Source organism: Thalassospira sp. SN3W (genome assembly GCF_038070535.1).
Classification (GTDB): domain Bacteria; phylum Pseudomonadota; class Alphaproteobacteria; order Rhodospirillales; family Thalassospiraceae; genus Thalassospira; species Thalassospira xiamenensis.
The window spans coordinates 674254-689757 of the sequence record NZ_CP121124.1; the positions used below are offsets into that span (position 1 = coordinate 674254).

Sequence of the window (15504 nt, forward strand, 5' to 3'; positions counted from 1 at the left end):
TTTCCCAACAGACCGTGATAGGATTATGATGTGTCTGCAATGATTTAACCGGAAACCAGAATGTTTGATGCCCGTCTGCGCCCGCTGATCGACAAGCCGCTCAATGCCGTCGCCCGCCGCCTTTCAGGAAGCGGCATCACGCCCAACATGGTGACCGGCCTTGGTTTTGTCTTTGGTCTCCTGGCCGCCGCCGCACTTGCCTTCCGGCTTGATCACATCGCCCTTGGCCTGATTTTGCTCAGCCGCATCATGGATGGTCTTGACGGCGCCGTTGCCCGCCATACCCAGCCGCGATCCCGTCACGCCGGATCAAAGTCGCAGGAAAGCGACCTTGGCGGTTATTACGATATTGTCGCCGATTTCCTGTTTTATTCGGGTATCATTCTGGCCTTTGCCATCGGACGACCCGAACACGCCCTGATGGCGGCATTCCTGATTTTCTGTTTTGTCGGCACCGGATCAAGTTTTCTGGCCTATGCGATCATCGCGGCCAAAACCGGCCGCAACCATGAAAAACAGGGCAAAAAAAGCTTCTATTACCTGACCGGCATTACCGAAGGCAGCGAAACCATCTTTGTCCTTGTGCTGATATGCGTTTTCCCGCAATGGTTTAATCATATCGCGGCTATTTTTGGCGCGTTATGCATCCTGACAACAATCGGCCGGGTGATGCAGGCCCGCCGGGATTTCGGATAAGGTCAATGTCCCGCTTTCGCGAAGCTTGAAGTCGCGATCCGCGCGCGCCATATCGAAATCTCGGACGACAAAACAGAAAACACCTTTTTAACCGGTTCGGCACAACATGAAAAAGCAACAAGAACACGCTTCGAAACCGGCAAATGGCACCCGATTTTCCATCCGATTTTCCGTCCGTTTTTGCACCATCGCCGCCGCGGCCATGATGCTGTTTGGCTGCGATGACAGCGGCCCGATCAAAATCGGTTTCATCGCCGGTATTTCCGGTGACGGTGCCGATACCGGGATCGCGGCCCTTCACGCGATGGAACTTGCCGCCCAGCAGGTCAACGAAAAAGGCGGCATTCATGGCCGGTCGCTTGAAATCATTGCCCGCGATGATCAGAAAAATCCGGAAACCGCACAGGCCGCAGTCCGCGAATTCAAGGAACTTGGCGTCACCGCGATCATCGGCCCGATCATCAGCTCGATCGGCATGGCGATGCTGCCGGTGATCAACGAACTTGATATCGTGGCCATATCGCCCACCGCCTCGGCTGCGGAATTCACCGGTCTTCGCGATAACTTTTTCCGGATGAATTCGACAACGCGCGAAAATGCCGATGCCTATGCCAGACGCAATATCGACAAGGGGCGCATGCGAATTTCCCTTGCCCTGGACGGTGAAAACGAAGCTTTCACCGAAAGCTGGTATCGTGAATTCCTGCTGACCTTTGACAAGCTTGGCGGGCGGGTTGTCTCGAAAGTCTGGTTCAACACCGCCGATACCACCAAACAGGATGTCGCACGGCAATTACGCGCCGATAGTCCCGATGCGATCATCTTCATTGCCAATGGTGTCGATAGCGCCGAACTGGCAAAGGAAATCCGCAAAATTGATCGGGACATCCCGCTTTCGACCGCCGAATGGGCAGGAACGGAACAATTGATCACCTTCGGCGGGGATGCCGTCGAAGGCATGGAACTGCTGCAAACCTATGATCGTTACGCCACCAATCCGCGCTATCAGAAATTTGTCGCCGATTACCGGAACAAGTTCAATGAACAGCCCGGCTATACCAGTGTCCTGGCCTATGATGCGATGACCGTTTTGGTCGCAGCCCTTGAAACCCGGGCCCCCGATCAACCGCTTTCGGATGCGCTTGTGACCCTGCCACCGCAACAGGGCCTGCATCAGGAATTGATGTTTGACCAATTCGGTGACGGCAAACGCGATGCCTATTTCGTAAAAATCAAAAACGGGCAGTTCATTCTGGAATAAAAAAACCCCGACGGATCGGGGCTTTTGCTGGTCTGGATTGACAGATCAATGATCTGATTCTTCGACAAAATTCTCGGAAAGGCCGGTATCATATTCCATGCCCTCGCGGGTCAGAACGATGCTGGCCGGATAGCCCTCGCGCGCCAGTCCCTTGCGGGCTAGGGCAACCCAGACCGCCGGATTGGCAAAGCCGCTGGCGTCGCGCGCGGCAACCACGAATTTCCCGACATGAACATGATCCCCATGCGCATGCGGAATACGCAAAAGGGTCGCATCACCCGTGGCTTCGTCAATCGATCCCGAATTCGGGTCCTTGGCGATAATCTGCGCCAGCACAAGCGTGCGCAGCTGCAGGTTATTGAGCTTCAGCGGATTTTTGCGTTGTACCGGCATGATGTCGTCCTGATGGTTTGAAACTGTTGGCCCAGATATCTGCGACTGCGCGCAAATATTCAAGCCCTGATTTGTTTATCACACGCCCCCTGCCAGCATTTTGCGCAATTTCCGGTCACGCTTTAAATGCCATTCGCGGCTCATCGCCTCGCCAAAGGTGCGGAACCGTTCGACATAAACAAGCTCCCATTGCCGACCACGTGTCGTCTTGGCTCCCTTGCCGCTGTTATGCGTCGCAAGCCGGGCCTCGACATCGGTTGACCAGCCAACATAGGTGCGCGGGCGGGGCACCTCCCGCTCGCGCAACACATAGACAAAGGTGAATGACGCCATGCTAGCACCACCCTTTGCGCCGGGCACTTGGTGATATGCTGGATTTCGTTGCAGGACGTGTCGAAAATGCCCGTTTGTGAGAACCGGCGCGCAGCGTACTCAAGGTACGTGAGCACCGGAAGCGCAGCAAATGGGCATTTGCAGACCGCCCTGTGACGAAAGACGACATATCAGCCCATGGTCGAGTTGAAGGCACCACCATCTAGCAGAATGTTTTGACCAACCATAAACTTTGCATGCTCGCTGCACATGAAGGCACAGGTCGCCCCGAAATCAATCGGGTCACCAAAACGCCCGGTCGGCAGACCCGCCTGCGTTTTGGCACGTGCCTCGTCAAGGCTGATATTCTCGTTCTTCGCCCGATTGGTCATCAAAGCATTGATACGGTCGGTATCATGTTGCCCCGGCAACAGGTTATTCATGATCACGCCATCCTTGGCCACCTGGCGCGCGGTTCCGGCCACAAACCCGGTAAGGCCTGCGCGTGCGGCATTCGAAAGGCCCAGATGCGGGATCGGCGATTTGACCGAACCCGATGTAATATTGACGATCCGGCCCCATTTGCGCGAAATCATGCCCGGCAAAACCGCCGTCGCCAACAGGATCGGGGTGAGCATGTTGGACTGAACCGCCGCCTCCCATTCCTTCTGTCCCCAATCGGACCAGATACCGGGCGGCGGGCCACCGGCATTATTGACCAGAATATCGGGCATGCCTTCGGCCGCCAGAACCTTGTTGCGCCCCTCTTCGGTGGTGATGTCACACGCAACCGTGGTGACTTTCACCCCATATGTATCGCGGATATATTCCGCCGTTTCCTTTAGCGGCCCTTCGGAACGCGCATTCAGCGTCAGATCAACACCGGCTTCCGCCAGCTTGATCGCGCAACCACGCCCAAGTCCCTTTGATGACGCACAGACAATCGCCTTGCGGCCCTTGATTCCCAGATCCAATGGATCCTCCCATTTTGGAATTCTTGCAATGGCAGGAATTTAGCCCGGCAATGACGCCCCGGTCAAACAGCCTTCCGCAATCCGGAAAGTCTTAATCGCCAAACACCGCATCATGCGCCGCGACATAGGCTTTGGCGGCTTTTGAAACATCATCCGCCGTCATGCCGGGCTTATAGATCCCCGATCCAAGACCAAACCCGTCACACCCGGCCTTGGCATAGGTGGCAAAATCATCCGGCCCGACGCCGCCCACCGCATAAACCGGCATATCTTTTGGCAATACGGCCCGCATCGCCTTGATCCCCTCGGCACCGATGATGCTGGCCGGAAAGATTTTAAGCCCATCCGCCCCGGCCTTGATCGCGGCAAAGCATTCGGTGGGTGTAAGCACACCGGGCCACGATCCAAGGCCCAATTCCTTGGTTCTGGCGATGACCTCTATATCGCAATTGGGCGATACGATGAATTCGCCCTTGGCCGCCTTGACCCGTTCGGCGTCTTCGGGTGTTAAAACCGTCCCCGCCCCGATCAATACCGCCGTGCCGACTTCATCCTTCATCGCCGCAATGCTTTTAAGCGGCTCAGGCGAATTTAGCGGCACTTCGATCATCGTGATCCCGGCATCGACAAGCGCACGCGCCATCCCGGCCGCTTCATCGGGTTTCACCCCGCGCAGGATGGCAATCAGCTTGCGATGGGAAACCGGTTCCACCGCGTCCGTGATCTGTGAATTTACCGAAGTCGGATATGCCATGTTACACCTGCGAAACCTTGAAAAACAAAATACTGTTATGCATTGCGGATGGCCTGATGCGCCGCCGCAAGACCGGCAATCGTGATCGCCTGTCCATCAACGGCATCCGCGTCAAACCCATGCACCGCCAACGCCTTGCGATACAAACCGGCAAGCTTGCCATCCCCGATCAGGGCAATCTGCGCATTTCCGTCCAGCGCGCCAACGACATCGGCAATTTCCGAACCGATCACAGCCCCGGAAAGAACCGCGGCACCCGGTACATTTGCGGCATTCGCATTGCCGACCAGCCCACTTGCACGCACCGTAAACAGCTTGTGCAGGAAACCGGTCGGTGCATCGGATGCATCGCGTATCGCGGCCTCGAAAGTGGCATCATCCCATCGATCATCCATTGAATGGCGCAGGATCGATTGCCCGGAAAGCAGGGCAAAAACCTCGCCACTCATATAGGTTTTAAATCCAAGGATCGCTCCGCCCGAAACCCGCGCCCATTTCGAATGAGTTCCCGGCAAACAGACCCAGCCATCAAATTCCGGCTGCGAGGCCATAAACCCGACAAGCTGGGTTTCCTCGCCCCGCATCACATCGGGATCATCGACCTGCTTAAGCCCCGGCAAAATCGCAACATCAATCCTTTGATCGGAAAGGACCGGGCGTACCGCGCCGGATGCCAATTCATCCGGGCGCACCGGCACCGAACAATACGGCGCTTCAAGCCACCCCTGCTTTGCCCCGGCCATGCCACAAATCACAACCCGCATCGGATCAGATGACCCGGATGGCAACCACCGACCAATCAGATCGATCAGAACGCCCTCAAACCCAAGTGCCGCATCCGCCGCAATCGCATTCATGCCAAGCGGGCTTGAGACCTGATCAAGGATATTGGCACGATCATCCATCGCCCATGCCCGAACGTTGGATGTTCCCCAATCCACGGCAATCCATGCGGCGGAAGATTTAAGTTCCGATTGTGACACGGCCACCCTGCCCTCAAACGTTATGATTTGTTTGAATTCCTCATACTATTTGCAACAGGGCCGGTCAATCTGCGTCTGCACAGATGATCGGCTGAATGGCGGGATCATTGCACCCGATCATTGCACCCAATCACTGCGCCAGATCACTGAGCAAGAAGCTCCTGATGCGACCGCCAGTTTTGCGCTTCGATAAACACCTTCGCGACACCGGGAATGGTGGATCGGATATCGGCTTCGACCTGGGAAACGGTCGCCTCTATCTGGTTCGAACTGATATTGTCCTGAAAATCGACACTGATGCACACCATAAGGCTTTGCGGACCTTGATGCAGTGTAATGATTTCATTGGCGCGCTTGATCCCGGGAATGGCATTCACCATTGCAGTGATCTTTGACCGGGTTTCGGCCGTGGCACTTTCACCGATCAGCAATCCCTTGCATTCCACCGCAAGGAAGAACGCCGTAACCGCCAGAATGACGCCAATCGCAACCGATGCAATCCCGTCCAGAAGCGGCATATCAAGAACATATGCCGCCGATATCCCGAAAAAGGCAACGATCAGGCCAAGCATGGCCGCACTGTCTTCAAACAGGATGACGATCACGGTCGGATCTTTGGTATCGTGAATGGCCTTCAAAACTGGCGTATCGGGATGTTGCGTGACAAAGGCCCGGTAGGCTGTCCGGAACGCCAACCCTTCCAGCAGCATGGCAACCACAAGGATCGACAGCACGACATGATAGGTCATGACATCGAACCCGCCGATGCTGGCAACCATATGAATATCAAGCGCATGGGGATGAATGATCTTGTCCACCCCTTCCCAGATCGAAACCCCCGCCCCAAGGCCAAAAATCATCACCGCCACCAGAAACGACCAGAAATAGGTTTCCTTGCCATAACCAAGCGGATGCTGCTTGTCGGGCTGCTTGTTCGACAGCCGGATACCAAGCAGAAGCAATCCCTGATTTCCGGTATCAACCAGCGAATGGATCCCTTCTGACATCATCGCGGCAGACCCGGTAACCGCCGCCCCGCCAAACTTGGCAACGGCGATCAAAAGATTGGCGGCAGCAGCCATATAAATGGCGCCTTTGGAAGAATGAGACATGATATGGTGGCTTCCGGGTTTTGTGGTTGTCAGGGTCAGGACCAGGGACTGGAAAGATTGTTGATCGGCCGATCTTCTTTGATCAGAAAATCCAGATTGCGCAACAGTCTAACCTGTTTTCACGAAATGTCATTGCTGGCAGTGATATACGGGTTCACGCAAGAGACAGGCTGCTTTGAAACGCGGATACGATTTCGATGCCTCCCGCCGCAGAAGACCCGCTACAGAAGCAATCATCCTGCCATTTCTGCCCGTCGATGAAATTGAAAAATCCCTGTTTTCAATGGATAACAGCCTATCATGGCGATCTGACACCCAATGTTACACTCTTGCGTCGCAATTTTACTGTGTGATTGCCTCAAGGTTCCTGCCACCTGCCGTCCAATTCGCAATAGATTTTCAAATCTTTTTAATCGCCTGTTGTTCATCAAGGGCGAATGAAGAGCAGGTTACCTGCCGCATGAAAAGAGGGAGACTTTGGGTGCAATTGACAGCACGCGCCGCATACAAGACAGGCATCCCGTTTGCGGGCGCTTGTTTTTCAAGTATCTGCCCCCCTGTTGTGACCAACCGGGCAAGGGCCGAACTGCGCCACCGGGAAGCATTTCCATGTGCTTTTGCCTTGCCTGTTCGTTGCCGTGACAAACACCTGAAACCGGCCAATGATGTCGTCCGAAGACGGAAAATCACTGCTTCCTGTTTCATTGCACCCAAGACAGGTCCATCATTCACTCATTCCGCAAGGACCGACAAAGTCCTTCTCCCGTGACACCCTCATAAGTTGAGGTACCGATCATGCGTTTTTCTTCTGACATACAAGAACTCGTGTCGCGCCGCGAGAAAGGCAAAAGCCTTGAAGCGCCATTTTACAATGCCCCGGAAATCCTTGATCTGGATATAGAGGTCATTTTCAACCGGCACTGGATTTTCGTCGCGGTCGAGCCGGAACTGCCTGAACCGGGTGACTGCATCACGGTCGAGGTAGGCCGCGCATCGATCCTGCTTTTGCGCGGCGACGATATGGAAATCCGCGCGTTTCACAATGTATGTCGCCACCGCGGGGCAAAACTGATCGACGAACGCGCCACGACAATCGGCAATATCGTGTGCCGCTATCACGGCTGGACCTATAACGAAGACGGCGATCTGATCCTGGCCGAACATATGGGGGCTGGCTTTGATAAAAGCTGTCACGGGCTTAAAGCCGTCCATATCCGTTCCATCGCCGGACTGATTTTCATCTGCCTTGCCGATGAAGCCCCCAAAGACATCGACGATATGGCCCGCGTGATGACGCCCTATATCGCACCGCACGACATCGCCAATTGCAAGGTTGCCTTCACCTCTGACCTGATCGAGGAAGGCAACTGGAAGCTGACGATGGAAAACAACCGCGAATGCTATCACTGCGAAGCCAACCATCCGCAACTGACCGTGCCGCTATCCGAATTCGGCTTTGGCTTTTCCCCCGATGAAATGGACGAACGCCGGTCCGAAGACGTCAAAAAATATACCAGCGCGATTGAAAACGAGCATAAACGCTGGGAATCCTGTGGTCTGCCATCGGCGGAAGAAGATCATCTTTCGGATATCACCGGCTTTCGCACCATGCGCCTGCCGCTGATGTGGGAAGGTGAATCTCACACCCTTGACACCAAGGTCGCCTCGAAAAAGCTGCTGGGCAAATTCACCGATCCAAAGCTGGGCGGGCTCAGCTTCTGGACGCATCCGAATTCCTGGCACCATTTCATGAGCGACCATATCGTCACCTTCTCGGTCCTGCCGCTATCAGCCGACCGCACGCTGGTGCGCACCACATGGCTTGTCCATAAGGACGCCATCGAAGGCGAAGATTATAACCTCGACAACCTGACCCAGGTCTGGAAAATGACCAACCAGCAGGACGCCGATCTTGTCCGTATTGCCCAGCTTGGCAGTGAACAGCCATCCTACGAACCCGGCCCCTATTCACGCTTTACCGAACCGCATGTCGAAGCATTCTGTGACTGGTATATCGCCCGGATGAATCAACATCTGGCCAAAGACAAATCCGGGGCGGCCACCAAATGATGACCCAGACCAATCCACCGGCACCCGGGCAAGCCGCCCCGTCCGGGGACGATGAAAACTTTACCGAGGCCACCCGCATCCCGCTTTGGGACCCGGAAAATGATGACGTTCTGGTCTGTCGGCAGGTGCGGCAGGAAACCCACGACGTAAAAACATTCGTCTTTTCAGCCCGCGAACCGCGCGCATTCCGCTTCTATCCGGGCCAGTACATGACGTTTGAACTGCCCGTCGAAGGGATGGTCACGCGCAGTTACACGATTTCGGGATCTGCCGCCCGCCCCTACCGGATCGAGATCACGGTCAAACGTGTGCCCGGTGGTCCGGGGTCGAACTGGCTGCATGACTATATGATGCCCGGCAAGGAAGTGAATGTTTCCGGCCCGTTCGGTGAATTCACCACCGATGCAACTGGCGAGGAAAAGCTCCTGTTCATTTCGGCTGGCAGCGGCATCACCCCGATGATGTCGATGACCCGCACCGCCTGCGATCTGTCCGAACCGTCCGATCTGTATTTCATCCACGCGGCACGAACCCCGGCCGACATCATTTTCCACAAGGAACTGTCGCTTCTTGCCACCCAGAACCCGGGCCTCAGAATTGCCTTCACCTGCAGTACCGCCGCCGCCCATCATAGCTGGAGCGGCTATACCGGCCGCTTCAACATTCAGATGCTGTCGTTGATGCTGCCCGATTTCAAGGGCCGCAAGGTGTTCTGTTGCGGCCCTGCCCCCTTCATGGAAGGTGTTCGCAACATGTTGCGCGATGCCGGTTTCGACATGGAGAAATATTACGAGGAAAGCTTCGACTTCGGCGCGGAAACAGCCGGAACATTTGAAGAGCCTGTCGCGGCCCCGGAAATCAGCGGCCAGACCTTCCGGGTGAGCTTCACCAAAACCGGCCACGTTGTCGAATGTGGTCCGGGCATGACCGTTCTTTCGGCGGCACGCGAGGCGGGGATATTGCCGATGTCCTCCTGCCAGCGCGGCATCTGCGGTACATGCAAGTCAAAACTGATTTCCGGTGAAGTCGATATGCAGCACGGTGGCGGTATCCGCCAGCGCGAAATAGATCAGGGCAAAGTCCTGATTTGTTGTTCGACACCTTTGTCGGACATCGAGGTCGAACTCTAGAACTCCAGACCTCTGCCTTACGCCCCGCACGTTACCAACAGCATAAATGAGCTCGCCTATTGGCGTGCGCGGCATCCTTTTATCCAAATCACAAGAAGGGTCCAATCAAAGGATCTCTCCTGACGGAATTTTTTCGCAGGTTCATAACAGGAGAAGCTTCATGAGTGACGTCAAAACACCGGCGGAAGAAACACCGCCAGAAGGCCAGATTGATACAGACTACAATATCGGTCAGGACAATATCGAAGGGCATCTCGGCCCCATCGGGTTCGATATCCATAACCCCGTCTTTGCCGTCTCCGCCCTGACCGTCATCGCGTTCGTTGCCTACACACTGTTGATGCCAGAACAGGCAAATTCGGTTTTCAGCCTGTTGTTTTCAGAAGTCACCAAAGGCTTCGACTGGTTCTTCATCGGTGCCGCCGACATTTTCGTAATTCTCTGCCTTGTCGTCGTCGTCAGCCCCTATGGCAAGGTTCGGCTTGGCGGCAAGGACGCAACACCTGATTTCAGCTATCTAAGCTGGTTCTCCATGCTGTTTGCGGCCGGCATGGGGATCGGGCTTATGTTCTATGGTGTCTCGGAACCGCTAAGCCACTTCTCGTCTTCTCTGGGCGGGACTGCCGTGGGTGCCGATGGCATTCGCACCGACTGGGCCCCGCTTGGTGCGGCGGCCACGCAGGAAGAAGCCGTTCGTCTGGGCATGGCGGCATCGATTTTCCATTGGGCCCTTCACCCTTGGGCGATCTATGCCATCGTCGCACTCAGCCTTGCGCTGTTTAGCTATAACAAGGGTCTGCCGCTAACCATCCGTTCCGCCTTCTATCCGATCTTCGGTGAACGCGTCTGGGGATGGCCGGGGCATATCATTGATATTCTGGCTGTTTTCGCGACCCTTTTCGGTCTTGCCACCTCGCTTGGTCTTGGTGCGGTTCAGGCAAATTCCGGCTTTAACAAGCTGTTCGGAATGCCCATCGACACCACCTGGCAGGTGATCCTGATTGTCGGCATCACTTCCATCGCCCTGTTCTCGGTCGTTCGCGGTCTGGAATCCGGGGTGAAGCTGTTATCCGAAATCAATATGGGGATTGCCTTCCTGCTGTTCCTGTTCGTGCTTGTCGCGGGTCCGACCCTGCTTCTGGCAACCGATGTTTTTGACTTCCTGGGGGCATATCTTCAATACCTTCCGGCCCTGTCAAACCCGGTTGGCCGCGAAGATGTCAACTTCATGCAGGGATGGACATCGTTCTACTGGGCATGGTGGATTTCCTGGTCCCCGTTTGTCGGCATGTTCATCGCCCGTGTCAGCCGTGGCCGTACCGTGCGGGAATTCATCATCAGTGTCTTGCTGATCCCGTCGCTGGTCTGCGTGCTGTGGATGTCGATCTTTGGCGGCTCCGCCATCAGCCAGGTCGTTCGTGACGGCTACACCGCCGTGCAGGAAGCCGACCTTCCCGTGCAGCTCTTCACCATGCTTGATGCACTCCCGCTGACCTCAATCACGTCCTTTATCGGGATCGTGCTTGTGATTGTTTTCTTTGTCACGTCCTCGGATTCCGGGTCGCTGGTCATTGATACGATTGCAGCCGGTGGCAAGGTCGACGCACCAATGCCGCAACGCGTCTTCTGGTGCGTGTTCGAAGGTCTGGTCGCGATTGTCCTGCTGCTCTCGGCGGGCGGTCTGAAATCCTTGCAATCCATGGTGATTTCAACAGGATTGCCGTTTACGATTGTTCTGCTTGTGATGTGCGTTGCCATCTGGCGCGGACTTGCCAGCGAACCGCGCTGATCACGGTCTTTGATCACTGAAAAACGCCGCCCGGAGGGATCATCTTCCGGGCGGCGTTTTCATGTTAACTTCGATATGAAAAGGCGAAAGTTACGCCTCTTCCAGAACCGGCACCGCATCAGATACTTGATCGGATACCGGGCGGCGCAATTCCTGTGGCGTGCAGCCATATCGCCGCCGGAACATCCGGCTTAGATGCGAAGAATCACAAAATCCGCAATCCACCGCAACCTGTGCCACCGACTTCTGGCTTTTCGCCATCAGGTAATGGGCCATATCAAGCCGGATATTCAGAAACGCCACCTGCGGCGATGTATCAAGCGAAAGCCTGAAATGCCGTTCGATCTGACGTTTGCTGTTGCCCATCCGGCGCGCGATTTCCTGCACCGAAATCGGTGTATCAATATTCTGCTGCATGATCAGCAACGCCCGCTGCACAATCGGGTCCTGCGTCTTGAGGTCAAGCGGAATACCCGGCTGCGGTTTTTCCGCCTGCAACGCATCATCAATGATCATGATATGCAGGCTTTTGCTGGCCTGTGCCCGCCCGACATGCTTGTCCACCAGATAGGCTGCAAGGTGGGCCGAACTGACCCCGCCCGAACAGGTCAGCCGATCCCGGTCAACGACAAAAATCTGATCGGCAACCGGATCAAGTCCCTCGAACTGTTCGATGAAATCGGAATGATGGAACCAACTGACACAACAGCGATACCCGTCAAGCAACCCCGCCCGGTGCAACAGGAACGCACCCGTGCATATCCCGACAAGCGGCACACCGGCCTCCGCCGCCTCGTGCAAAAACTTGTGATAGGCCGATCCCAGATTGGGCGTTTCTTCCATAAGCCCGCCAACCACGACGATATAATTGAACCGCCTTGGGTCGCCCAGCCGTTCCTTGGGCTGAACGATAATACCGCTGCTTGACGGCACCGGGTCCATGGTGTCGGACACCACCGTCCAGTTACACAGGATCGGTCGGCTGCGATCCCCTTCATCCGCCGCCAGTCTGAGCACATCGACAAAATTGGCAAAGGCACACAGCGTAAACCGCTTCGCCAGAATGAACCCGACCGAAAGCCGCGGCTTTTCGTGGCCCGATTTGCCCGCACCAGTGACGTTCACAAGACGCCCCGCATTAGCGCTCTGAGATCCGGAATACATGGCCCTAGACCCTCCGATGCAGACAAGGTTGCTGTATCTGTCGTAGCGATAATCCCGCTTTGACGCAAACATTCTATTTTCCGGCGCAAAAATTCGCCAAGCTATTTTTCAACAATACCAATAATGCGATTTCGCGGCGAAAGGATGAAATCCCCAAACCGCGATTTTATCAGGAAGGACGAAGATGAAGGTTCTCGTACCTGTAAAGCGGGTTGTCGATTACAACGTCAAAATCCGCGTCAAGGCAGACGGCACTGGTGTTGATCTTGCCAATGTCAAAATGTCGATGAACCCGTTTGACGAAATTGCCATCGAAGAAGCCGTGCGCCTGAAAGAATCCGGCAAGGCGAACGAAGTCGTCGCCGTTTCCATCGGCCCGGCACAGGCGCAGGAAACCCTGCGCACGGCCCTTGCCATGGGGGCGGATCGCGCCATCCTGATCACGGTCGATGGCCCCATCGAACCGCTATCTGTCGCAAAACTGCTCAAAGGCGTGGTTGCGGTCGAAAATCCAGACCTCGTCATCCTTGGCAAACAGGCGATTGACGATGACGCCAATCAGACCGGGCAAATGCTTTCCGCCCTGCTCGGCTGGTCGCAGGCAACCTTTGCCTCCGAACTTGACCTTGGCGATACCACCGCCAAGGTCATCCGCGAAGTCGATGGCGGCCTTCAGGCCATCGAAGTCACCCTGCCCGCCATTGTGACTGCCGATCTTCGCCTGAACGAACCGCGCTATGCGTCGCTTCCCAACATCATGAAGGCCAAGAAAAAGCCGCTGGAAACCAAAACGCCCGATGATTTCGGCGTCACGGTTGCCCCGCGCCTTCGCGTGATCCGGGTCGAAGAACCCGCCGGTCGCACCGCCGGGATCAAGGTGGCCGGTGTAACCGATCTGATCGAAAAGCTCAAAGCCGAAGCTGGCGTCATCTGAACCGGGCGGAGATAAAAATGGCCATTCTTCTTTTTGCAGAACACGATAATCAATCCCTGTCCGATCAGACCGCCAAGGCATTAAGTGCCGCATCCCTGATTGGTGGCGATATCGACATTCTGATCGCCGGAAAAAATGCGAATTCGGTGGCCGATGCGGCGGCAAAACTTTCGGGCATTCGCAAGGTTCTGCTTGCCGAAGGCGACGCGCTTGAACAGCGTCTTGCCGAACCGACCGCCGCCCTGATTGTCAATCTTTCAGGCGATTACGACACCATCCTCGCGCCAGCCACCACCACGGGCAAAAACGTATTGCCCCGCGTTGCCGCCCTTCTGGATGTCATGCAGGTCTCCGACGTGATCGAGGTTGTTTCCCCCGATACATTCAAACGCCCGATCTATGCCGGCAATGCGATTGAAACCGTGCAGACGACCGATGCGACAAAAATCCTCACGATCCGCACGACAAGCTTTGCCGCCGCCAATGCCGACAACGCCCCAGCCCCGGTCAAAACCATTGATGCCGGATCGGACGCAACCGGTCTTTCAACCTTCCTTGAAAATATCCTGTCGAAAAATGATCGCCCGGAACTCGGTTCCGCCAAGATCATCGTATCGGGCGGCCGCGCCCTTGGTTCCGCCGAAAGGTTCCAGCAGGTCATGACACCGGTTGCCGACAAACTCGGCGCTGCCATCGGCGCCTCGCGTGCGGCCGTGGATGCCGGTTATGCGTCAAATGATTTGCAGGTCGGCCAGACCGGCAAGGTGGTCGCCCCCGATCTTTACATCGCATGTGGCATTTCAGGTGCCATTCAGCACCTTGCGGGCATGAAGGATTCCAAAATCATCGTTGCGATCAATACCGACGAAGATGCACCGATCTTTCAGGTCGCGGATTATGGCATTGTGGGTGATCTGTTCGACATTCTTCCCGAACTGGAGCGTCAGCTCTGACACGAACGTCACACCCCTTTGAAACGGAGCACTCCAGTGAGCGAACATTCCTATACCCTGCGTATCGCCTGTGACGACCAGCCGGGCATTGTCGCAACCGTCGCCTCTGCCCTTGCATCGCGCGGGGCCAATATCATTGAATCCAACCAGTTCTGGGACCGTCAGACCAACCAGTTCTTTTTGCGCATCGCCACCAGCACACCGGAAAATGTCAGCAAGGCCGAAATCGAACTGATGCTGAACCCGGCGGTTGACCGCTTCAATATGAAGCTCAAAATCGATGATCTGTCCCGCCGTCCCAAGATCATCATCATGGTGTCGAAATTCGATCACGCGATGCTGCATCTGCTTTATCAGATCAAGGTCGGCTGGCTCGATGCCGAGGTCGCCGCAATCGTCTCGAACCACGAAGACGCGCGCAAAATCGCCGATCAGGAAGGCATTCCCTTCCATTACTGGCCGGTAAACAAGGAAAACAAGATCGAACAGGAAGCCAAACTTGCCGATCTGATCAAGGAAACCAAATCCGAACTGGTCGTCCTTGCCCGCTATATGCAGGTCCTGACCAACGATCTTTCAAGCCAGTTTTATGGCATGATCATCAATATTCACCACTCGTTCCTGCCGTCCTTCAAGGGGGCCAAACCCTATCATCAGGCTTATGAACGCGGGGTGAAACTGATCGGGGCGACCGCGCACTATGTCACGCCGGACCTCGACGAAGGCCCGATCATCGAACAGGAAACCGAACGCGTCAGCCACGCCATGTCGGCCGATGATTTCGTCGCCACCGGGCGCGATATCGAAGCCCGCGTTCTGGCCCGTGGTGTCAAATATCACCTCGAAGGCCGCGTGATGCTCAATAAAAACCGCACCGTAGTCTTCACCCAATAATTCTTCACCCAGCAATACCGCCAAAATTAATACCGCCAAAATTCCGCCACCGCCGCCGACACCAGATAACCATCGCAATAAGAAG

General features: G+C 55.6%; 15 protein-coding genes. 8 read left to right on the forward strand and 7 right to left on the reverse strand.

All coding sequences use genetic code 11. The features are described 5' to 3' along the window. Positions 1 to 60 precede the first annotated feature (60 nt). Together P8T57_RS02910 and P8T57_RS02915 are read left to right on the forward strand one after the other, a co-directional pair. The gene (locus P8T57_RS02910; RefSeq protein ID WP_063092674.1) at positions 61 to 696 is read left to right on the forward strand and encodes a CDP-alcohol phosphatidyltransferase family protein; all 636 of its coding nucleotides are present in this window, start codon (positions 61 to 63) and stop codon (positions 694 to 696) included. A 106-nt stretch (positions 697 to 802) separates the two neighbouring features. Then, positions 803 to 1957, forward strand: coding sequence for an ABC transporter substrate-binding protein (locus P8T57_RS02915; RefSeq protein ID WP_341364518.1), 1155 nt, complete (start codon positions 803 to 805; stop codon positions 1955 to 1957). Between the two features lie 45 nt (positions 1958 to 2002). Here P8T57_RS02915 and P8T57_RS02920 read toward each other — a convergent pair whose 3' ends face one another. From P8T57_RS02920 to P8T57_RS02945, 6 genes are all read right to left on the reverse strand, one after another. After that, on the reverse strand, positions 2003 to 2350 hold the full coding sequence (locus tag P8T57_RS02920) for a hypothetical protein (RefSeq protein ID WP_037989728.1): 348 nt from the start codon (positions 2348 to 2350) through the stop codon (positions 2003 to 2005). Positions 2351 to 2428: 78 nt separating this feature from the next. Next, on the reverse strand, positions 2429 to 2683 hold the full coding sequence (locus tag P8T57_RS02925; protein WP_082822719.1) for a GIY-YIG nuclease family protein: 255 nt from the start codon (positions 2681 to 2683) through the stop codon (positions 2429 to 2431). A 170-nt stretch (positions 2684 to 2853) separates the two neighbouring features. Continuing rightward, entirely contained in the window at positions 2854 to 3636 is a 783-nt protein-coding gene (locus P8T57_RS02930) for an SDR family oxidoreductase (RefSeq protein WP_341364519.1), read from the reverse strand. A gap of 91 nt (positions 3637 to 3727) precedes the next feature. Beyond that, positions 3728 to 4390 (reverse strand): 2-dehydro-3-deoxy-6-phosphogalactonate aldolase, encoded by a 663-nt coding sequence (locus tag P8T57_RS02935; protein WP_341364520.1) that lies wholly within the window; start codon positions 4388 to 4390, stop codon positions 3728 to 3730. Positions 4391 to 4425: 35 nt separating this feature from the next. Beyond that, entirely contained in the window at positions 4426 to 5373 is a 948-nt protein-coding gene (locus tag P8T57_RS02940; protein ID WP_341364521.1) for a 2-dehydro-3-deoxygalactonokinase, read from the reverse strand. A gap of 143 nt (positions 5374 to 5516) precedes the next feature. Then, positions 5517 to 6485, reverse strand: a complete 969-nt coding sequence (locus P8T57_RS02945; protein ID WP_063092669.1) for a cation diffusion facilitator family transporter — start codon at positions 6483 to 6485, stop codon at positions 5517 to 5519. A gap of 795 nt (positions 6486 to 7280) precedes the next feature. Here P8T57_RS02945 and P8T57_RS02950 point away from each other — a divergent pair. From P8T57_RS02950 to P8T57_RS02960, 3 genes are all read left to right on the forward strand, one after another. Further along, a complete protein-coding gene (locus P8T57_RS02950) occupies positions 7281 to 8555 on the forward strand; it encodes an aromatic ring-hydroxylating dioxygenase subunit alpha (RefSeq protein ID WP_007091361.1) in 1275 nt (424 codons plus the stop codon). Continuing rightward, positions 8552 to 9685 carry a hybrid-cluster NAD(P)-dependent oxidoreductase gene (locus tag P8T57_RS02955; RefSeq protein ID WP_341364522.1) on the forward strand — a complete coding sequence of 378 codons (1134 nt, stop codon included), beginning with the start codon at positions 8552 to 8554 and terminating at the stop codon, positions 9683 to 9685. The genes P8T57_RS02950 and P8T57_RS02955 overlap by 4 nt, the downstream gene beginning before the upstream one ends. Before the next feature lie 160 nt (positions 9686 to 9845). Continuing rightward, positions 9846 to 11474, forward strand: a complete 1629-nt coding sequence (locus tag P8T57_RS02960; protein WP_007091359.1) for a BCCT family transporter — start codon at positions 9846 to 9848, stop codon at positions 11472 to 11474. A 90-nt stretch (positions 11475 to 11564) separates the two neighbouring features. On the opposite strand, the gene P8T57_RS02965 is transcribed toward P8T57_RS02960, so the two are convergent. After that, the gene (locus tag P8T57_RS02965) at positions 11565 to 12638 is read right to left on the reverse strand and encodes a GlxA family transcriptional regulator (protein WP_341364523.1); all 1074 of its coding nucleotides are present in this window, start codon (positions 12636 to 12638) and stop codon (positions 11565 to 11567) included. A gap of 184 nt (positions 12639 to 12822) precedes the next feature. Here P8T57_RS02965 and P8T57_RS02970 point away from each other — a divergent pair, with 184 nt between their 5' ends. Genes P8T57_RS02970 through purU form a run of 3 tightly spaced genes read left to right on the forward strand, consistent with a single transcriptional unit; the run spans position 12823 to position 15419 of the window. Then, positions 12823 to 13572 (forward strand): electron transfer flavoprotein subunit beta/FixA family protein, encoded by a 750-nt coding sequence (locus P8T57_RS02970; protein WP_341364524.1) that lies wholly within the window; start codon positions 12823 to 12825, stop codon positions 13570 to 13572. A 17-nt stretch (positions 13573 to 13589) separates the two neighbouring features. Continuing rightward, the gene (locus P8T57_RS02975; RefSeq protein ID WP_341364525.1) at positions 13590 to 14525 is read left to right on the forward strand and encodes an electron transfer flavoprotein subunit alpha/FixB family protein; all 936 of its coding nucleotides are present in this window, start codon (positions 13590 to 13592) and stop codon (positions 14523 to 14525) included. Between the two features lie 36 nt (positions 14526 to 14561). Continuing rightward, positions 14562 to 15419: a formyltetrahydrofolate deformylase gene (gene purU / locus P8T57_RS02980; protein ID WP_007091355.1), complete on the forward strand. Its 858-nt coding sequence runs from the start codon at positions 14562 to 14564 to the stop codon at positions 15417 to 15419. The last annotated feature ends 85 nt before the right edge of the window (positions 15420 to 15504 follow it).